The organism is Streptomyces sp. NPDC047981, assembly GCF_040653315.1.
Taxonomy (GTDB): domain Bacteria; phylum Actinomycetota; class Actinomycetes; order Streptomycetales; family Streptomycetaceae; genus Streptomyces.
This window is the reverse complement of sequence record NZ_JBEZNQ010000080.1, coordinates 15,266-33,730: the sequence shown is the minus strand read 5'-3', so window position 1 is coordinate 33,730 and position 18,465 is coordinate 15,266. Positions and strand designations below refer to the sequence as shown.

The 18,465-nt window shown below is 71.8% G+C and carries 14 protein-coding genes and 3 pseudogenes; 7 read left to right on the top strand and 10 right to left on the bottom strand.

Annotation, left to right across the window (positions count from 1 at the left end; translation table 11 throughout):
* Positions 1-135: 135 nt before the first annotated feature.
* Together AB0E14_RS32660 and AB0E14_RS32655 are read right to left on the bottom strand one after the other, a co-directional pair.
* Positions 136-1,173, bottom strand: coding sequence for a questin oxidase family protein (locus AB0E14_RS32660; protein ID WP_362426541.1), 1,038 nt, complete (start codon positions 1,171-1,173; stop codon positions 136-138).
* A 49-nt stretch (positions 1,174-1,222) separates the two neighbouring features.
* Entirely contained in the window at positions 1,223-1,756 is a 534-nt protein-coding gene (locus AB0E14_RS32655; protein ID WP_362426538.1) for an N-acetyltransferase family protein, read from the bottom strand.
* A 147-nt stretch (positions 1,757-1,903) separates the two neighbouring features.
* Here AB0E14_RS32655 and AB0E14_RS32650 point away from each other — a divergent pair, with 147 nt between their 5' ends.
* Entirely contained in the window at positions 1,904-2,911 is a 1,008-nt protein-coding gene (locus AB0E14_RS32650; RefSeq protein WP_362426535.1) for a sigma-70 family RNA polymerase sigma factor, read from the top strand.
* A gap of 84 nt (positions 2,912-2,995) precedes the next feature.
* Here AB0E14_RS32650 and AB0E14_RS32645 read toward each other — a convergent pair whose 3' ends face one another.
* Positions 2,996-3,958: a transcriptional regulator gene (locus AB0E14_RS32645; protein ID WP_362426532.1), complete on the bottom strand. Its 963-nt coding sequence runs from the start codon at positions 3,956-3,958 to the stop codon at positions 2,996-2,998.
* A gap of 63 nt (positions 3,959-4,021) precedes the next feature.
* On the opposite strand from AB0E14_RS32645, the gene AB0E14_RS32640 reads away from it, so the two are divergent.
* From AB0E14_RS32640 to AB0E14_RS32625, 4 genes and pseudogenes are all read left to right on the top strand, one after another.
* Entirely contained in the window at positions 4,022-5,629 is a 1,608-nt protein-coding gene (locus AB0E14_RS32640; protein WP_362426529.1) for an MFS transporter, read from the top strand.
* 226 nt (positions 5,630-5,855) lie between these two features.
* A complete protein-coding gene (locus tag AB0E14_RS32635; RefSeq protein WP_362426526.1) occupies positions 5,856-6,617 on the top strand; it encodes a DeoR/GlpR family DNA-binding transcription regulator in 762 nt (253 codons plus the stop codon).
* Positions 6,614-7,567 (top strand): 1-phosphofructokinase, encoded by a 954-nt coding sequence (gene pfkB, locus AB0E14_RS32630; protein WP_362426523.1) that lies wholly within the window; start codon positions 6,614-6,616, stop codon positions 7,565-7,567. Before AB0E14_RS32635 ends, pfkB begins: the two co-directional genes overlap by 4 nt.
* A 336-nt stretch (positions 7,568-7,903) precedes the next feature.
* Positions 7,904-8,106, top strand: a pseudogene (locus AB0E14_RS32625) (PTS sugar transporter subunit IIA); the annotation flags it as partial.
* A 131-nt stretch (positions 8,107-8,237) separates the two neighbouring features.
* Here AB0E14_RS32625 and AB0E14_RS32620 read toward each other — a convergent pair.
* From AB0E14_RS32620 to AB0E14_RS32605, 4 genes and pseudogenes are all read right to left on the bottom strand, one after another.
* A pseudogene (locus AB0E14_RS32620) lies at positions 8,238-8,324 on the bottom strand (DNA mismatch repair protein MutT); the annotation flags it as partial.
* A 9-nt stretch (positions 8,325-8,333) separates the two neighbouring features.
* Positions 8,334-8,831 (bottom strand): annotated as a pseudogene (locus AB0E14_RS32615) (XRE family transcriptional regulator); the annotation flags it as partial.
* 177 nt (positions 8,832-9,008) lie between these two features.
* Complete coding sequence (locus AB0E14_RS32610) at positions 9,009-10,634, bottom strand: recombinase family protein (protein WP_362426520.1); 1,626 nt, start codon at positions 10,632-10,634, stop codon at positions 9,009-9,011.
* Positions 10,635-10,806: 172 nt separating this feature from the next.
* Complete coding sequence (locus AB0E14_RS32605) at positions 10,807-12,039, bottom strand: hypothetical protein (RefSeq protein ID WP_362426517.1); 1,233 nt, start codon at positions 12,037-12,039, stop codon at positions 10,807-10,809.
* Between the two features lie 278 nt (positions 12,040-12,317).
* On the opposite strand from AB0E14_RS32605, the gene AB0E14_RS32600 reads away from it, so the two are divergent.
* On the top strand, positions 12,318-13,397 hold the full coding sequence (locus tag AB0E14_RS32600) for a glycosyltransferase (protein WP_362426514.1): 1,080 nt from the start codon (positions 12,318-12,320) through the stop codon (positions 13,395-13,397).
* A gap of 7 nt (positions 13,398-13,404) precedes the next feature.
* A complete protein-coding gene (locus tag AB0E14_RS32595; protein WP_362426511.1) occupies positions 13,405-14,997 on the top strand; it encodes a glycosyltransferase family 39 protein in 1,593 nt (530 codons plus the stop codon).
* Between the two features lie 43 nt (positions 14,998-15,040).
* Here the strand turns inward: AB0E14_RS32595 and AB0E14_RS32590 are convergent, their stop codons facing one another.
* The 3 genes from AB0E14_RS32590 to AB0E14_RS32580 form a co-directional block, all read right to left on the bottom strand.
* Positions 15,041-15,820, bottom strand: a complete 780-nt coding sequence (locus AB0E14_RS32590; protein ID WP_362426508.1) for a DUF6227 family protein — start codon at positions 15,818-15,820, stop codon at positions 15,041-15,043.
* 132 nt (positions 15,821-15,952) lie between these two features.
* The gene (locus tag AB0E14_RS32585) at positions 15,953-17,026 is read right to left on the bottom strand and encodes a P1 family peptidase (protein WP_362426505.1); all 1,074 of its coding nucleotides are present in this window, start codon (positions 17,024-17,026) and stop codon (positions 15,953-15,955) included.
* 26 nt (positions 17,027-17,052) lie between these two features.
* Complete coding sequence (locus AB0E14_RS32580) at positions 17,053-18,264, bottom strand: low temperature requirement protein A (protein ID WP_362426502.1); 1,212 nt, start codon at positions 18,262-18,264, stop codon at positions 17,053-17,055.
* Positions 18,265-18,465: the final 201 nt, after the last annotated feature.

Below are 18,465 nucleotides of genomic sequence, written 5' to 3'. Positions count from 1 at the left end.
AACAGGCACCGAACGTCTACGAACAGCAGTCAGCTACTCTGACACTTGCCGCATAACGACACGAACAGGTGTCCACCTTTTGGGGACAAGGCCCGGTGGCTGTGCGGGGCGGCCCAGCTGTGCGCCTTCGCGCCCCTAGAAGGCCGGGGGGTTCAGGTCGACCGCCCGGACCGCGGCGGCCAGCGCCGTCGGGTCACCGACGTCGAGCGCGGTGTCGGCGAACTTGATCGTGTGGTCGTCGCCGTGGGCCGCGGCCCGTGCGAAGACCTCCTCGGCGGTCAGGGTCGTCGCCAGGGGCGCCGCCCCCTCGCGCGGTGCGTAGGCGGCGGTCACGGCGGCCGACGCGGCCCAGGCGGCCGCGAGGCTCGCGGCCCACAGCTCGCGCGGCAGCGCGGGGAGGGCGCGCAGGACGGCGTTGGGCGCGGTCGCCGCGTGGACCAGCATGATCGGCTCACCGTGGCCGTGCGTGCCGTAGCGGTGGGTCGCGGCGGTGACCAGCTCGGCGAGCAGGCCGCGCGCGGTGTCGGGGTCGGCGGTGGCGCCCCACCGCGGGAACGCGGTCAGCTGCGCGAGCCGCGCCCGGATCCCGCCGTCCTGTTCCGGCACGGGCGGTACGGCGTCGAGGGCGGCGGCCGCGGTCGGCGCGGGGGCGAGCGGGGCGATCTCGGGGAGTGGCTGGGCGCGAGCGGCCCAGTAGCCGAGCGCGTGGGCGAGCTCCGCGCGGCGCGGCGCGCTCTCCTCGGTGCTCAGAAGGGTGCGGACGGCATGGCCGGTACGGATGACGGGGTGGGTGGCGCCTCCCGCGATGCCGGGCAGCAGCCGCGGCCACCACTCCGCGAGCACGTCGCGCCAGGGCCGCTCGGTGGTCTCCCGCTCGAAGAACCGGGTCCAGTCGGCGATCCGCGCGGGGTCGCCGAGCGCCTCGCGCCAGGTGGCGGCGGTGACGGGGGAGTGGTGCGCCGGCATGTCCTCCAGCTTGTGCCGGTAGTGGTCGAGCCAGCGGTGGACGGTGGGCGCCTGGCCGTGGCGCACGAGCGCCTCGACGGCCATGGGCGCGTGGTTGCTGAGCCAGCCGTTCCGCTCGGGGCCGCTGGCGTGGAGGCGCTGGAGCGCCTCGTCGAGGGTGCCTGAGGCGTCCGTGCCCGAGGTGTCCGTGCCTGAGGTGTCCGTCATGGTCGTGACCGTAGGCCGCGCCTCCCCTCGTCCGTAACGGCCGCGGGACCTAGGGCCCGAGCCGCTTCTCGTACCAGGCCACGTCCCAGTACCGCCCCGACTTCCGGCCGACCTCCTCGTACGTTCCGACGTGCCGGAAGCCGAACCGGGTGTGGAGGCGGATCGAGGGCTCGTTGGGCAGGGCGATCCCGGCGTACGCGCGGTGGACGTCCTCGGTGGCGAGGGCCGTGAAGAGCCGCTCGTAGAGGAGCGTGCCGATGCCGCGTCCGGCGGCGTCGGGGGAGACGTAGACGCTGACCTCGACGGAGGTGGCGTACGCGGGCTTCGGGCGGAACGCGCTGCTGGTCGCATACCCGAGAATTCGGTTTTTCGTCTCATTCTGGACATCGCACGCAACCAGAAGGCGATGCGGGCCGTCTTCAGGGTGGGAGCGGAGCCAGGGGCGTCGCCGCTCCGGGGTGAAGGGTTCGGTGTCGAAGGTGATGCTCGTCTCACGGGCGTAGTGGTTGTACAGCTCCGTGAGCGCGACCAGGTCACCCTCCGTGCCCGGCCTGACCTGCACCTCTGTGCGTGTGAACGCCATCGATCCCCCTCGGTGGCGGCACAGGGTACTGCATGATCGCGAAAATCGATGCGTCGGGTGGGAATTCTGTCCTGATTCCAGTCGTTGTTTCCGTCGGATGCAGGGCACCCGAAAGGGTGTCGCGACCTACTCAGCAAGGGAGCACGCATGGCAACCCGTGCCGTCGCCCGTCGTCAGTCCTCCGCCACCAGCGGTAGCGGCAAGAGCCGGGCAAGCAGCGTTCGCGCCGTGGGCGGGGAGATCGCCGACCGCGACCTGGTCGGCATGTACCTCGACGAGATCGCGCGTACACCCCTGCTCGACGCCGCCAAGGAGGTCGAGCTCTCCCAGACGATCGAGGCGGGCGTGTACGCCCGGCAGATCCTCGACGGCGAGGTCGACAGCGAGGCGGGCGGCGCGTCCCGCGAGGAGCTCGAAGCGCTCTACGAAGCGGGCGAGCGTGCCAAGGACCTCTTCATCAAGTCGAACCTGCGCCTTGTCGTCGCGGTCGCGCGTCGCTACCCGCGCAGCGGCCTCCCCCTGCTCGACCTGATCCAGGAGGGCAACGCGGGCCTGGTCCGCGCGGTCGAGAAGTTCGACTACGCCAAGGGCTTCAAGTTCTCGACGTACGCCACGTGGTGGATCCGCCAGGCCATCACGCGGTCCATAGCCGACCAGTCGCGCACGATCCGGCTCCCCGTCCACCTGGTGGAGGAGCTCGGCCGGATCCGGCGCGTGCAACGCGAGTTCAACCGGGAGAACGGCCGGGAGCCGGAGCCGGCCGAGGTCGCGGCGGAGCTGGGCTCCACGCCCGAGCGCGTCGTGGACGTCCTGGACTGGGCCCGCGACCCGGTCTCGCTGAACATGTCCGTGGACGACGAGGGCGAGACGCAGTTCGGCGACCTCCTGGAGGACACCTCCGCGGTGTCGCCCGAGCAGTCCGTCCTGACCCTGCTGCGCAGTGAGGAGCTCGACGACCTGATCGACAAGCTCGACCACCGCACGGCCTCCATCATCCGCATGCGCTACGGCATCGAGGACGGCCGCGAGCGCACGCTCACGGAGGTCGGCAAGGAGCACGGCCTCACGCGCGAGCGCATCCGCCAGATCGAGAAGCACGCGCTCCTGGAACTGAAGAAGATGGCCCGCGACACGGGCTTCGACGCGGTGGCCTAGAGCGGTCCGCGGCCGGCGGCAGGGGGTGCGGAGAGTGAGCCGCACCCCCGGCGGTGCGGCGCCCGCGTCCGCGCCCACCGGGTGTCAGCCCGTCGTCGCCGCCGCGCTCAGTCGTTCCCCCAGGTCCTTCGTGTACGTCAGCAGGGCCGGCGGGCCGTGGATCGTGAACGGCGCGTCCACCAGGGCCAGGCGGAGGGCGAGCCACTCCGTCGAGTCCACCGTCCGCGTGCGGACCCGGCACGTCGTCGGGCCCGTCTCCGTCGGCGCCAGATGGGACGGCAGGCGGCCCGCCACGAACGCGGCGGGGGCCTCGAAGGTGACGTCGAGTTCCAGTTCCGGCTGGGCCCGGGCCATCGACCGGTTCATGAGCCCGGCCGCCCCGCCCTCCGGCAGCTCCCTCGGTGCGAACCGCGCCCCCGTCGGGAACGGGTCCGACACCCGGTCCACCCGGAACGTACGCCAGTCCTCGCGCTCCAGGTCGTACGCCACGAGGTACCACCGCCGCCCCGTCGACACCAGCCGGTACGGCTCGACCTGCCGTCGTGACTCCGTCCCGTCGCCCGCCCGGTAGCCGAACCGCAGCCGCTCCTGCGCGGTGACCGCGCCCGCGAGCGCCGTCAGGGTCGACGGGGCGACCGTCGCCCCGTCCCCGCGCGTCAGCGGGATCGTCGCGTGCTGCAGCGTGGAGACCCGGTGCCGCAGCCGGGACGGCAGCACCTGCTCCAGCTTGGCGAGCGCCCGTACCGACGCCTCCTCCACGCCCTCGATGGCGTGCCCGGCGCCCGCCCGCAGCCCCACGGCGATCGCGACCGCCTCCTCGTCGTCGAGGAGCAGCGGCGGCATGGCCGTACCGGCGACCAGGCGGTACCCGCCCACCGCGCCCTTCGTCGCCTCCACCGGATAGCCGAGCTCGCGCAGCCGGTCGACGTCCCGGCGGATCGTCCGTGCGGAGACCGAGAGTCGTTCGGCGAGTTCGCTGCCCGGCCATTCGCGCGGGGTCTGGAGCAGCGAGAGCAGATTCAGCAGTCGTGCCGGAGTGTCCGTCATGTGTTCCAGCATGCGTCGCATCTAGGACATGCACTGACCTATATGGCTCCTAGGTTTCTCCTCATGAGTTCACACGACGCCGTCACGGATGCGGCCACCGCGGGTCCCGCGGCCCCCGACGCCCACTCCGCCCCGGACGCCTCCGGATCCCCCGCCGACCGCCGGCGCTGGATAGCCCTCGCCATCGTCATGACCGCCGCCTTCATGGACCTGGTCGACGCCACGATCGTCAACATCGCGATCCCCAGTATCGAGCGGGACCTCGGCGCCACCTTCGGGGCGATCCAGTGGATCACCGCCGGATACGCGCTCGCCTTCGCCGCCGGCCTGATCACCGGTGGCCGCCTCGGCGACATCTACGGCCGCAAGCGGCTCTTCCTCCTCGGCACCGCGGGCTTCACCGTCGCCTCCGCGCTCTGCGGCTTCGCCGCCAACCCGGAGATGCTGGTCGCCTCGCGCCTCCTCCAGGGCGCGGCGGCCGCCATGATGGTGCCGCAGGTCCTGTCGATCATCCACGTCACCTTCCCCGCCCACGAGCGCGGCAAGGTCTTCGGCATGTTCGGCGCGATCATCGGCCTCGGCGCCGTCTCCGGGCCCCTGCTCGGCGCGCTGCTCACCCAGTGGAACATCGCCGGCCTGGAGTGGCGGCCGATCTTCCTCATCAACCTGCCGGTCGGCGTCGCGGGACTGCTCCTCGGCCGTAAGTTCATCACCGAGTCGAAGGCGCCCAAGGCGCTCCGCCTCGACATCGTCGGCGTGCTGCTCGTGACGCTCGCGCTGCTCATGCTGATCTACCCGCTGACGCGCGGCCGTGAGCTGGACTGGCCGCTCTGGGGCCACCTGTGCATGGCCGGCAGCCTCCTCGTCTTCGGTGCCCTCGTCGCGTACGAGAAGTACAAGACGAAGAAGGACGGCTCCCCGCTGGTCGAGCTCGCGCTGTTCAAGGTGAAGAGCTTCGCGGCCGGTATCGCGGTCCAGCTGACCTTCGGTGTCGTGCTGGGCATCTTCTTCCTGGTCTGGACGCTGTACATGCAGATCGGTCTCGGCTGGAGCCCGCTCAGGGCCGGTCTGACGGGCGTGCCGTTCTCGATCGCCGTCTCGGTGGCGGCCGGTCTCTCGGTCCAGAAGCTCGTCCCGCGCTTCGGCCGCAAGGTGCTGCAGGCGGGCGCCCTGACGATGGCCGCGGGCATGCTGATCTACCTGTGGGAGGCCGGCCGGTACGGCACGTCGATCCACTCGTGGCAGATGATCCTGCCGCTCGTCGTGATGGGCCTGGGCATGGGTCTGATCGTGGCGCCGCTGACGGACGCGGTCCTCTCCGAGGTGCCGCGCGAGCACGCCGGCTCGGCCTCGGGCCTCATCAACACGACCGGGCAGATGGGCAACGCGCTCGGGCTCGGGCTCGTCTCGGTCGTCTTCTTCGGCGTGATCGACGAGGACCGGCTGGGGCAGGCGCCGGCCGAGGTCGGCACGGCGTTCGCGGACGCGTTCCAGAACGCGCTCGGCTGGGCGGTGGCGGTGCTCGCCGTGATCTTCGTGGTCATGTTCGCGCTGCCGGCGAAGCCGAAGCAGCACATCGAGGGCGCGGAGGACGACATCGCGGAGGACGGCACCGAGGGCGACGGCATCGAGGACGTCGCCGTCCGGAAGGAGCCCGCGCTCACCTCCTGAGTACGTGAGTGAGGCCGCAGCGAGGCCGACGTGAGGCCGACGTGAGGCCGACGTGAGGCCGAAGGGCCCCGGCCCCCTGGGATGGACGTCCCAGGGGGCCGGGGCCCTTCGTCGTTCATCTGGTTCCGTGCCCGTTTCGATGCCCGATTCTGTTTACTTCGCGGATACACGGTCGTAGCCTGCAAGAGAAACCACAGGTTCGGGCATGGAACGGATGTAAAACCACATGTACGCACCCGAGCGACAGCAGGCGATCCTCCGGCTCGCCCGGGAGAGCGGACGCGTCGACGTCCTCTCCCTCGCCGAGGAGTTCCAGGTCACCGCCGAGACCGTACGGCGCGACCTCAAGGCCCTGGACCGCGCCGGCCTCGTCCGCCGGGTGCACGGCGGCGCGATACCGGCCGGGCGGCTCGACTTCGAGCCCGACCTTGCCGAGCGCGAGGCGACCGCCGCCGACGAGAAGGACCGGATCGTCCGGGCCGCCCTCGCCGAACTCCCCACCGAGGGCAGCGTCGTGCTCGACGCCGGCACCACCGTCGCCCGGCTCGCCGCCGAGTTCCCCCTCGACTGCGGACTGACCGTCGTCACCCATGCCCTGCCCGTCGCCGCCCGGCTCGCCGACCACCCCGGCATCGACCTCCACCTCGTGGGGGGCAGGGTCCGGCACCGTACCCGCGCCGCCGTCGACTCCTGGGCGCTCCGGGCGTACGGCGAGATCCGCGCCGACGTCGCCTTCCTCGGCGCCAACGGCTACTCGCCCGAACACGGGCTCACCACCCCCGACCTCGCCGAGGCCGCCGTCAAACGGGCCGTGATCGCCTCCGCCCGCCGGGTCGTGCTCATCGCCGACTCGGCCAAGTACGGCCAGGAGCACTTCGCCCGCTTCGGCGCCCTCACCGACATCGACCTGCTCATCACCGACAGCGGGCTCAGCCCCGAGGACGCCGCGGCGATCGAGGCCGCGGGAACGGAAGTCGTACGCACATGATCCTCACCGTCACCCCCAACCCCTCCCTCGACCGGACCTACGAGGTCCCGGCCCTGGAGCGCGGAGAGGTGCTGCGGGCCTCCGCCGAGCGGATGGACCCCGGCGGCAAGGGCGTCAACGTCTCCCGGGCGGTCGCCGCCGCCGGGGAGCGGACCGTGGCCGTGGTCCCGCTCGGCGGGGCGCCCGGCGCGCTGGTCGCCCAGCTCCTGGCCGACCAGGGGATCGAGGTCGCGCCGGTGCCGGTGGCAGGGCACACCCGCTCGAACATCGCGATCGCGGAACCGGACGGCACGCTGACCAAGGTCAACGCCCCCGGCCCCGAACTGAGTCCGGACGAGGCCGAGCACCTCCTGGCCGCCGTCGGGGCCTACTCCCCGGCCGCCGACTGGATCGCCTGCTGCGGCAGCCTCCCGCGCGGCCTCCCGCCCGAGTGGTACGCCGAACTCGTCACCCGGGCCCACGGCGCGGGTGCCCGGATCGCCCTCGACACGTCCGGCCCCTCGCTGAACGCGGCCCTCACGGCCCGGCCCGATGTCGTGAAGCCGAACGCCGACGAACTCGCCGAGGCCGTCGGCCGCCCCCTCGCCACCGTCGGCGACGCCGTGAAGGCGGCGGAGGAGCTGCGTCTGCGCGGCGCGGGCGCGGTGCTCGCGAGCCTGGGCGCGGACGGCCAGCTCCTCGTCACCGCCGACGGCACCTGGTTCGGCACGGCGGCGGTCGACACCGTCCGCTCCAACGTCGGCGCCGGCGACGCCTCCCTGGCCGGTTTCCTCGCGGCCGGCGGCGAGGGCCCCGCAGCCCTCGCGGCGGCGGTCGCCCACGGCGCGGCCGCCGTCCAGCTGCCGGGGAGCGAGATGCCCACCCCGGCCCACCTGAACCCGTCTGCGGTCACCGTGACCGCAGACGTACCCCTCGACCGAGAACTCAGCGAGCAAGGGAGCCCGCGATGAGCCAGATGATCACCGCGGACCTGGTCGATCTCGACCTGTCCGCCGGAACGAAGGAAGCGGCGGCCCGCTCGCTCGCGGAGCGCATGGTCGCGCGGGGCCGGGTGACCGACCCAGGGCCTGGCGTTTGGATCATGCCGGGCTCGCGGGGTCTGGCACCGCTCCCCCAAGCTCTTCGAGCAGGGGGTACCCCCAGCCGCGTTGTCGTCGGTCGCCAACTCCCCCGTAGCCCTTCGGGCACGGGAGGTGCCCCCACCGCGTTGACTCCCTCCTCCGCCTTGCGATGCACGGCACCAGACCCCGCTCCCTGATCCGGCCTGATCCAAACGCCAGGCCCTCGGCTTCCTGGCGGACGTGGCCGCCCGCGAGGCCCAGATGCCGACCGGTCTCGGCGGGGCATCGGCATCCCGCACTGCCGCAGCGCCCATGTCACGGCCCCCACGCTCGCCTTCGGCCGCTCGGCCGACGGCATCGACTTCGGCGCCCCGGACGGCCCGGCGGACCTGATCTTCCTGATCGCGGCCCCGGCGGGGGCGGACGACGGTTGGCGCCGACGTCATGACTTGGTGGCGTCGGGTGTTCATGACCCCTTCGCGCCGTCGTATGTCTCTCCGTGGGCTACACGTCGGGGACGCTCATCCGGCAGCCGTGCAGCAAGGAAGAGCAGATGGGATCAGCCGAGATAGGGCTGTTCGCGGTGCTCCATGAAGTGGCGGATCCTGAGCCGCTGCGTGTGGTGCATCGGAAGTTGGTCCAGCTCGTCCCATGGTCACCCCTCGTGTTGTACGGGGGTCGCTGTGGACCACACCGCGTCGAAGCTCTCGGCGTAGGTGTCGAACATGCCGCCTTCGCCGCTTCGCCGAAGATGCCACACCGGGGCCCCGTACGCGTTGACCCCCCAGACGTGGGCGTTGACCAGCAACTGGTCATCGCCACGGTAGAGGGAGTTGTAGAGCGTCGTGTCGTGAGTCCGGACGTCTATGCCGGGCACGGCGATCAGGGGTCGGTAGTGCATGAGGGCCAGTTGGCAGCGAGACTCGATGCCGTGGCCGAACCTCTCCTCCCGGCCGCGAGCCCGAACGTTCTCGCTGTCGGCGTCACCTACCGCGATGCGGATCGCGCAGCCGTCTGCGGCTCGTTCCCGAAAGAGATCGTTCAATCGGGGGTACGCCTCATGCAAGAAGACGGCGGCGTAGACCAGCACGTCAATGCGCTCGCGTGCCTGGGCCAACAGGTCCACGAAGACTGGCACAACGTCGGCAGGCCGGGCCCGGAACGCCTCGGCCTGACGGTGAGGCCCGACGGTACACATGCGCCGTGGCTCGACCGGCCCGACCAGATGGTGCCTCGTACGGGCTGAGCTACGACAACCAGAGACCGGACCACCCCTCGCCTGGACAGCATCCGGGGTGGTCCGGTCTCAGATCGTAGAACCGCTGTTCTTTCAGTGAGGAGCCCGGAGCACCGGCTCCAATAGGTCGGGATCGAACGGGGCGCTCCGTGAGCGGCCCTCCGGAATCGGATGGATGATCACCGCTTGTAGGACAGTGGCCACAGCCTGCCGCTTCTGCCGCATGTCGAAGTCGTTCCACTTCTCCCTTGTGAACCCGGCGAGGAAGTTCTTGGCGGCCTGCTCGGCGTAGAACGCGTCACGATCCCGCTGCGACTCGCTGATCTGGCGCTCGTTCTCGTCCCGGAAGTCCAGGTACTCGGCGAGACTCAGCCGCCCGTCCTTGTGGAGTTGCGTGTACTCCTGACGCTGGACCGAGAGAGCCTGCAAGGTCGCCTCGCCGTACCAGGAGCGTTCGTCGGGAGCGAGTGAGGTGAACCGGTCCTCAAGGACCGGGATCACCAACCGTTCAACGGCCTTGTCGACGTAGTCGGCACGCCGACTCACCTTGTAGCAGTGCGGGTCGCCACACCTGTAACGATCTTGCTTGTTCGTGCCGGTCGGCGGGTTGCCTTTCATCTTCGCGAGGCACCGATTGCCCTCGGCGTCCACATAGCCGCAGCGAGCCACATTCGTCAGTAAGAACCTTCGGGTGGCCTCGGCCAAGCCGCGGTAGTCCTTCTTGCCCTCCCGCTTGAGCTTCTCCCGGTAGCGCGTGCCGGCCGTGTCGCCTTCGAGGTTGAACCACGCATTGCAACGGCTGAGCATCTTCTGCCACTCCTCCGGAGTGCACGCCGTTTCCCACTCACCGGAGACCGGTTCTCCGGTGTTGGGGTCGCGCACCAACTCCCCGTTGATCACGCGGTATCCGCACAGCGCTGGGTTGGTGAGCATGTACTGCACGGGTGTGGTCGACCAGCGATTTCCGCGTACGGTGAGGAACCCGCTCGCGTCCAAGTACTCCACGATCGTGGACCAGTTCTTGCCTGCGAGGCCCATGTCCAGAGCCTTCCGCAGAACCGGGAACTCCTGCGGGTCCAGCTTCTCGTTGACGCGGCGACCTCCCTCGGCGTCTCCGCCCAGCCACCCGAACCGTCGAGGCCCCGTCGGCTTGCCCTCCAAGGCCTGGTCCCGGACGTTGCGCTTGACCCTGCGTTTGATCTTGACCACCTCACGCTCGCCCATGGCGGAAGTGAGAAGACCACGCATCGCCTCCGCGTCGCTGTGCACGTCCAGGATGGTCTTCGTGTCGGTTACCGCGTACAGACCACGTTTGTCCACGGTCAGAGCGCGGTGGAGCCGCACGTAGTCCTCGGGGAGCCGCACGACCCGCTCCTCCTCCACGACGAACAGGCCGAGGATGGGGTAACCCTCTTCCACCTGGCGGGCGCGAAGGTCGCGGACGAGGCGCAAGAAGGCCGGCCGCTCCATGTCCGGGTCGGCGGCGGTGATGTGGTTGTCCGTGTACCGGTAGACGATGGCGCAGTCGTTCGACGCGGCGAATTCGTCGCAGTTGCGGTGCTGACGGGCCACTCCGATTTCGTCCCGTCGGTCCTGCGTGATCCGGGCGTACGAGCAGCAAGGCCGGCGTTCCCCGAGCCACTGCTCGAAGGTTCGCCCATCGGCAAGTGCCCGCTGCAGATCAGGGTGCAACTGCCACTTGGAAGACGCTTTCGCCACTGCTGGCCTCCCCCAGACAAGTCAAGTGCCTGGGAAACAATATCTCGTGCGTTACATGGTTCCTTTCGTCGCCGCCGGCGGTCTCTGACCGGTCGGTCATGAACGGCCCCGAGGGGCGGTGCGTCGGACGAGCGACGCACCGCCCCTCGGGCGTGTTCCGACCGGTGCCGGGTCAGGAGCGGTTCAGCCCTCGCGGGATGCGGTTGGGGGCGCCGAGCGAGAGGTCACCCTTGAACTTGTTCGCGCGCAGGGACCCCGCCACCGGGGTGGTCCGTTGCACCCATTGCTCGTCCCACACGAAGGTCCCGCCCTCGATGTCGCCGTGCGTCTGCCACACCTCGCCGGTCGTCGTCACCACCTTGACCCAGGCGTCGTTGCCCTGGGACTCGATCGCGATGCCGCAGGAGTTGGTGGGATAGAGCGACGGAATGGGGCCCATGGGAGTGACGATCGGGTCGGTCAGGTCGTGCCAGACGATCGGGTTCGACCCCGGCGGGTCCGCCTTGCCCGCGTAGGCGATGCCGTTCGTGAGGACCGCGTGGAAGTCCTCGCTGTTCGACGGGCTGTAGGTGTCGATGTCGGAGCAGGGCCCGGTGGGTCCGGTGGCACCCGTGGCACCCGTTGCCCCGGTCGCGCCCGTGGCACCCGTGGCACCCGTGGCACCCGTGGCACCCGTCGCGCCCGTCTCGCCGGTGGCTCCGGTCGCGCCCGTGGCTCCGGTGGCCCCCGTGGGCCCAGCCGGTCCGGTCTCACCCGTTGCTCCAGTGGCACCCGTAGCTCCGGTCGCGCCCGTCGCTCCGGTCTCACCCGTAGCTCCGGTCGCTCCGGTCGCGCCCGTCGCTCCCGTGTCGCCCTTCGGGCCCTGGGGGCCCGTCGGCCCGGTCTCGCCCGTGGAGCCCGTGGGCCCGGTCGGGCCGGTCGGTCCCGTGGGGCCGGTCGGACCCGTCGGGCCCTCCTTGCAGTGGTCCGGGGGACCGCCCCAGGCGGCCGAGCGGAGGTGGCTCGGGGGGCCGCCCATGAGCCGGCCGATCTCCTGGTCGAGGTACTGCTGAAGGTCGCCCGGTACGCCCGGTACGCCCGACATCCGGGGCCCGTGGTGACCGGGTGGTCCCTGGTACTCGTGCCGCGGTGGTCCGTCCTCGTACGGAGGCGGGCCGTCCTCGTGGTGCGGGGGCCGTCCGTCCTCGTGCGGCGGACGTTCCTCGCAGGGGTCGCCCCCGGACGGGTACATCTCCCGTACGTCGGCCGAGGGGCCGTCCGCGCCCTCGTTCCGTACCCCACCGGACGCCGGCGTCGCGAGCCCCGTCAGCAGCAGCGCGACGGAGGCCAGGGCGCTGCCGCCCAGCCACGCGCTCCGACGGGGGAGCGGTCCCAGCGAGGACCTGGTCCTGGAATCAGGACTCATGCATCTGCTCCTTCTTCTTCAACCGGATCGAGTGTGTTACCGGGAAGCGCACAGGCTTCCGATACGATCATCGGTTCGCGACGGCGAAGACTTGACGGCTTCGGAGCACTCTCAACGCCTTGGCCCAGCGGCGGAATCCCAATGGGTGCGTACGCGGTAGCGAACTCCGGGCGGGCCGTCGGCGTGCCGTCCCGCCGCCTCGCAGGCCCGTGCGTACGGTCGCTGCCCGACCGACCCCCGGAAGCGGTGTTGCCGTGAAGCCTTCCGTCTGCTTGTGCATGATCGTCAAGAACGAGGCGCGCGTCATCGAGCGGTGCCTCGCCTCCGTCCGGGACCTGGTGGACACCTGGGTCATCTCCGACACCGGCTCGACCGACGGGACCCAGGACCTGATCCGCAAGGCGCTCGACGGCGTCCCCGGCGAGCTCCACGAGGAGCCGTGGGTGAACTTCGGGCACAACCGGAGCCTGAACATCTCCCATGCCAGGGGCCGCGCCGACTACCTTCTGCTCCTCGACGCCGACCTCGTCCTGCGGCAGGACGGCCCGCTGCCCCCGCTGACCGCCGACGCCTACATGCTCCGGCACGAGGGCGCGCTGGAGTACCGCATCAAGCGCCTGGTCAGGGGCGATCTGCCGTGGCGGTACGAGGGCGTCACCCATGAGTACCTGACGGCCGACCAGGACCACGTCCAGGAGAACCTGGACGCGCTGTTCATCCAGGACCACGCCGACGGCGGCTCGCGTCACGACAAGTTCGAACGCGACGCCCGCCTGCTGAGCGCCGAACTCGAACGCGACCCGGCCAACGTCCGTACGGTCTTCTATCTCGCGCAGACCATGCGGGACCTCGGCCGCACCGCCGACGCCATCGCGCTCTACGAGCGCCGGGCGGCCATGGGCGGCTGGGCGGAGGAGGTGTACTACGCGCTGCTGCAGGCCGGGGTCCTGCGGGCCGAGTCCGGCGACTGGCCCGCCGCGATGGACACCCTGACCCGCGCCTGGGACGCGCGGCCCGAGCGGCTCGAAGCCTGCTACGAACTGGCCTCGCGGCTACGGCTGAGGGGCCGCCACCACTCCGCGCACGCGATCGTCTCCGCCGTCGTCGGCCGCGCGCAGCCGGACGACCTCCTCTTCACGCAGCCCTGGGTGTACCGGTGGGGGCTGCTGTTCGAGTACTCGATCACCGCGTACTGGGTCGGCGACCACGCCGCCTCCCTCGCGGCCTGCGACCGGCTGCTCGGCCTGCCGGATCTGCCGGAGACGTACCGCGAACAGACCCGCGCCAACCGAGCGTTCGCCGTACGGGGGCTCGGGTCCGCCCCGATCCCGGAGCCGGCCGTCGCGGGTCGGGACTGAGGCCGGCATGGCGACCTCCTCGTCGACGCTGCCCGCCGCCGACTCGCCGGCCGCGGACCGTACGCCGCGTCCCGGCGGCCGCCACGACGCGGCGCGGGGGCGGCGGCACGGCGTCTGGCTGTGGCCGACGCTGGTCTCGCTCGTGCTGTCGCTGTACGCGATCGGCCGGCCGGTGCTGTGGCAGGACGAGCTCAACACCTGGGACATGGTCACCCGGTCCACGGCGCAGCTCTTCGACACGGTCCAGCGCGTGGACGCCGTGCTCGGCGGCTACTACCTGCTCCTGCACGGCTGGACGGCCGTCTTCGGGGACTCCGCCACCGCGCTGCGTCTGCCCTCGGCCCTCGCGATGGCCGGCACGGCCGGCTGCACGGCGCTGATCGGCCGGCGGCTCTTCGGCGCCCGCGCCGGTCTTGCCGCCGGCCTCCTCTTCGCGCTCGCCCCGGTCGTGACGCGCTACGCCCACGAGGCCCGCCCGTACGCCCTGGTGGTCCTCGCCGTCACCGCCTCCACGCTGCTGCTCCTGAGGGCCCTCGACCGTCCGGAGAGCCGGTGGCGGTGGGCCGCGTACGGCCTGTGCGTGGCGGCCGTCGGCCTGCTGCACATGGTGGCGCTGACGGTCCTGGCCGGGCAGCTGGTCGCCGTGGCGTGGCGGGCCCGCGAGGAGCGCCGGATCGCGCTGCGCTTCGGCCTCGCCGCGCTGGCGGGGGTGGCCGTGGTCGCTCCCGTCGCGCTGCTCGGGCGGGCTCAGGCGGGCCGTCAGATCTCCTGGATCCCCCGCCCGGACGTCTGGAGCCTGGTCACCTTCCTGCCCCAGCTGTACGCCTCCGCCCTCGTCGCCGGGGCCGTGACCACGCTCGCCGTCCTGGCCTGGGGCGAGCGCAGGGCCGGATCCCCGAGGCCGGGGGCGGTGTCGGGGCCGGGGCCAGGGTTGGGGTCGAGGCCGGGGGCCCGGGGCGGGCTCCTGGGCGTCTCCGCGCTCGCCGTGCTGCCCCCGCTGCTGCTCTGGGCCGTCTCGCACGGCGACGTCTCCTACTTCTACTTCCGCTATCTCCTCTTCACGCTCCCCGCGTGGGCGGTGCTCGCCGGTGCGGGGCTCGCGGGAATCGCCCGACCGAAGGCGCGGGGTGTCGTCGCGGCGGTCCTGGTGGCGCTCGTCGTCCTCACCCTGCAGGACCAGCAGGCCGTGCGGCGGCCGTACGCGCACTTCTGGCACGGCATCGACTTCGAGGGCGCCGCGCGGACCATCGAGACGTACCACCGGCCCGGCGACGCGGTCGTCTTCGACCGGGGCGACGACTACTGGCGCATGCTCGACGTCGGCGTCCGCTTCTATCTGCGGGACGAGCTGAGGCCGCGCGATGTCTTCCTGGCCACGGCGGCGGCCGACCGTGCGGACCTGTGGTCGACCGAGTGCCCCGACCCGGCCGCCTGCCTGCGGGGGGAGCAGCGGATCTGGCTGGTGGTGCCCGGTGACGCGGCCGATCCGCTGGACGCGCTCCCGGCCGAGCAGGCGCGGGCCCTGCGCGCCCGCTACACCGCGACCGGCACGGAGCGGCTGACCGGAGTGACCGTGGCCCTCCTGGTCCGCACCGGGTAGGAGGGCGAGACTCCCGCCCTCCTGCCGCCCTCCTCCCGTTCCTTCACCGCACGCGGGCGCGGTGCTCCATCGCCTCGCGGGCCGCGTGCTCGTCGTCGTAGACCTCGCACATGTGGCGGCCGTCAGGCGTGGCCGTGTGCTCGACCTCCCACAGGCTCAGCTCGCTGCCGTCGAGCAGCAGGAACGCGTGCTCGTAGAGCGTGAATCCGGCGTCCCGGCCGCCGCCCTCGACCCCGCACAGGCGGCCGAAGGCCTGGGTGATGTGGTGCGCGAAGGCCAACCGCAGCCGGCGTGCCGTCTCCTCGCCGGGCCGGTCCGGGTTCTCCGCGCGGCGCAGCACCCGGCGGGCGTGGTCCGGGGAGTTGTCCGGGACGTACATCCGGGGCTGCTTCGGTATCGGGCGGGACAGGAGCGCGCTCAGCAGCTCCAGGTCGCTGTCCTCGTCGAACTCCGGCCCGGAGGAGCGCTCCACCTCCCAGCCGGGGGAGAGGCGGGTCGGCAGCCGGGACGCGGCGAGCCGGGCCTCCGCCTCGTCCGCGTACACCTCGTGCTGCTCGACGCCGGCCCGGCCGGAGTTGTGCACGAGCTCCCAGAGCCCGAGCGCGGTGCCGTCGGCGAGGAGATAGGTGTGGCGGTACGTCGTGCGGTGCAGCGTCGCGCTGTGGTGCGAGGAGTGCAGCGTGCTGGAGTGGGCGAACGCCGTCTCCAGGCGTTCGATCGTGCTGTCGGGGAGGTCGAAGGAGTTGAGCGCCCGGCCGAGGAGCCGCGCGAGGTGCGTCTCGGTCGTCTCGTACGGATCGTGAGGATCCTGCGGATCGTTCAAGGGGTTCTCCAGGCCGTCGCCGCATGTCACTTGGTGCTTGCTAAACGTAGTCCCTGGGTCTGACATCGTGTCCGGGTTCGGCAAAACGAAGGGGGCGCGCGGATGGTTCCCGCGCGCCGGTCGCCGAGTCCGTCAACTCCCTTTATTGGACGGGGAGTCGACAGCGACCTCCGGTCCGTACAGCTCGCGGTGCGCGGGGAAGTCGCCCCCCGGTCCCGCCACCCCTTCGGCGACCTCGCGGACCGCCCGCGCGATCGCCCGGGTCACCAGGTCGGCGCCGGTCGCGAGGAGTTCGTTGAGGGCGAGCGGACCGGTCTCGGGGGGCAGCGGGCGGCCACCGGTCGCGAGGGCGAAGACGGTGTCCCCGTCGGTGAGGAGGTGCACCGGGCGGACGGCGCGCGCGATGCCGTCGTGCGCCGTGCCGGCGAGCTTCTGTGCCTGCGCGCGGTTCAGCTCGGCGTCGGTCGCCACGACCGCGAGGGTGGTGTTCAGTATCGGCGGGCTGGTCTTCTCCCGCGCCTCCGCGAGCCGCCGCAGCGCCGCCGCGTGGACCGCGGGCTCCGGCCGGTCCGGGCCGCCGCCCTGGAACAGCTCCCCGTACAGGACGCCCGACTCCGGGTCGACCGCCGAGCCGACCGCGTTGACGACGACGAGCGCGCCGACGGTGATCCCCGACTCCAGGACCGTACTGGCCGTACCGACACCGCCCTTGATCCCGCCGACCACCGCTCCGGTGCCCGCGCCGACCGCGCCCGTCTCCACGCGCGCGTGGAGCTCCGTCGCGGCGGCGGCCTCCACGGCGGCCCGCCCGGTGGACGCGTCGGGCCGGGCCGAGAAGTCGCCGCCCCGGCCCAGGTCGAAGACACAGGCGGCGGGGACCACGGGGACCACGTGCGTGGGCTCGGGCCCGACCCGCACCCCGCGCCCGTGCTCCTCCAGCCAGGCCATCACCCCGCCGGCCGAGTCGAGCCCGTACGCGCTGCCGCCGGTCAGGACCACGGCCTCGATCTTCTGGACGAGGTTGCGAGGGTCGAGCGCGTCGGTCTCCCGGGTCCCCGGGCCCCCGCCGCGCACGTCCACGGCCGCCACCGCCCCGCCCTCCGGGGCGAGGACGACCGTGGTACCGCTCAGCGCTCCCGGCCCCTCCACGCGCGCGTGGCCGACCCGCAGCCCGGTCACGTCCGTGATCGCATCATGGTTCGTCATGGTTCCTGATTACCACGGGTGTTCGGTCAATGCCCCGGACCGTGCTCGGGGGTCCCGTGGCCGTGGCCGGGTCCGGCTCCGCGTGATTCGGGGTTGCGCGCGGCCAGCGTCACCCCGACCGCCACCGTCGCCGCCGCGACGAGGCCCGCGATCAGCACCGCCCAGCGCCCGGCGAACGTGCACATCAGGATCGCGAGCGCCGACACGGGCAGCACGAGCTGCTGCGCGATGCCCACCTTGAAGTACCGGGCGTGCAGCAGCCACACGCAGAGCAGGAAGAGCGCGGCGGGGATCGTCACCGCCGAGGAGGCGGCCAGGGTGGAGATGTGCGCCTTGCCCACCGTCTGCTCGACGGCGACCTCGATGCCGGCGCCGATGGCGGCGGCGGAGGCGAAGATCAGGTAGTGGCCGTAGCCCCAGAGGAAGCCCTGCCGGTTGGAGGAGAGACGGAGGTGGGCCGGGGCGGCGAAGTAGATCCACCAGGCGGCGTAGACGATCAGGAGGCCGCCGGCGGCGATCGGGAGCACCTGGTCCAGGGCGTCGTATTCCTGGACGCCCGTCTTGACGGCCACGGTCGCCGCGAAGATCGTCTCGCCGAGCACGATGATGGTGAACAGGCCGTAGCGCTCCGCGATGTGGTGCGCGTGCCAGTGGGTGTTGACGTCCTTCTCCGCGAACGCGGGGACGGCCAGCTCGGCGACGACCCCGGCCAGGAAGATCCAGGGCTTGGCGGAGTCGGGTGCCCAGAGGAAGGCGATCCAGCCGAGCTGGACGAGCAGCACCCCGCCCGCGTACCGCCTGCACATCGTGCGCTCGCCGGGGTCCGTCGCGTGGTGGGCGGCGCGCAGCCACTGGGAGGCGAGGGCGATCCGCATCACGATGTAGCCGAGGACGGCGATGGAGAAGTCGTCCTCGAACACCTTGGAGACCCCGGCGGCGAGGATCAGGACGCCGGCGATCTGGACGAGCGTGACGACGCGGTAGAGGACGTCGTCGTTGTCGTACGCGGAGGCGAACCAGGTGAAGTTCATCCAGGCCCACCAGATGGCGAAGAACACCATCGCGTAGTGCGTGATCCCGTCGGCGGCGTGGTGTTCGGCGATCGCGTGCACGAGCTCGGCACCGGCCTGGGAGACGGCGACGACGAAGCAGAGGTCGAAGAAGAGCTCGAGCGGCGTGGCGGCGCGGTGCGCCTCCGCGCGCGACCGCGCGGTGAGCGGCAGGAACGGTTGTGTCATGCGCCCCAGAACACCAGAGCGCCAGGCCGGCCGGGGAGTTCGGCACGCGGACCGGCGCTTGTGGGGCGGTGCTGGTGGGGTGGTGCTCGCGGATCGGCGCTCGTGGGCGGTGCTCAGCTCGGCGCGGGGTGTTCGGTGGGGCGCGGACGGCGGCCCGGTCGCGGGGTCTGCTCGGTGGGGCGCGGCAGCCCCGGCGTGCTC

Bases quoted from the DNA above. Each gene is read 5' to 3' on its own strand.
- AB0E14_RS32660 (WP_362426541.1), bottom strand. From the start codon at position 1,173: ATGACGGACACCTCAGGCACGGACACCTCGGGCACGGACGCCTCAGGC.
- AB0E14_RS32645 (WP_362426532.1), bottom strand. From the start codon at position 3,958: ATGACGGACACTCCGGCACGACTGCTGAATCTGCTCTCGCTGCTCCAG.
- AB0E14_RS32585 (WP_362426505.1), bottom strand. From the start codon at position 17,026: ATGACGAACCATGATGCGATCACGGACGTGACCGGGCTGCGGGTCGGC.
- AB0E14_RS32595 (WP_362426511.1), top strand. From the start codon at position 13,405: ATGGCGACCTCCTCGTCGACGCTGCCCGCCGCCGACTCGCCGGCCGCG.
- AB0E14_RS32600 (WP_362426514.1), top strand. From the start codon at position 12,318: ATGATCGTCAAGAACGAGGCGCGCGTCATCGAGCGGTGCCTCGCCTCC.
- pfkB (WP_362426523.1), top strand. From the start codon at position 6,614: ATGATCCTCACCGTCACCCCCAACCCCTCCCTCGACCGGACCTACGAG.
- AB0E14_RS32640 (WP_362426529.1), top strand. From the start codon at position 4,022: ATGAGTTCACACGACGCCGTCACGGATGCGGCCACCGCGGGTCCCGCG.
- AB0E14_RS32605 (WP_362426517.1), bottom strand. From the start codon at position 12,039: ATGAGTCCTGATTCCAGGACCAGGTCCTCGCTGGGACCGCTCCCCCGT.
- AB0E14_RS32635 (WP_362426526.1), top strand. From the start codon at position 5,856: ATGTACGCACCCGAGCGACAGCAGGCGATCCTCCGGCTCGCCCGGGAG.
- AB0E14_RS32650 (WP_362426535.1), top strand. From the start codon at position 1,904: ATGGCAACCCGTGCCGTCGCCCGTCGTCAGTCCTCCGCCACCAGCGGT.
- AB0E14_RS32655 (WP_362426538.1), bottom strand. From the start codon at position 1,756: ATGGCGTTCACACGCACAGAGGTGCAGGTCAGGCCGGGCACGGAGGGT.
- AB0E14_RS32580 (WP_362426502.1), bottom strand. From the start codon at position 18,264: ATGACACAACCGTTCCTGCCGCTCACCGCGCGGTCGCGCGCGGAGGCG.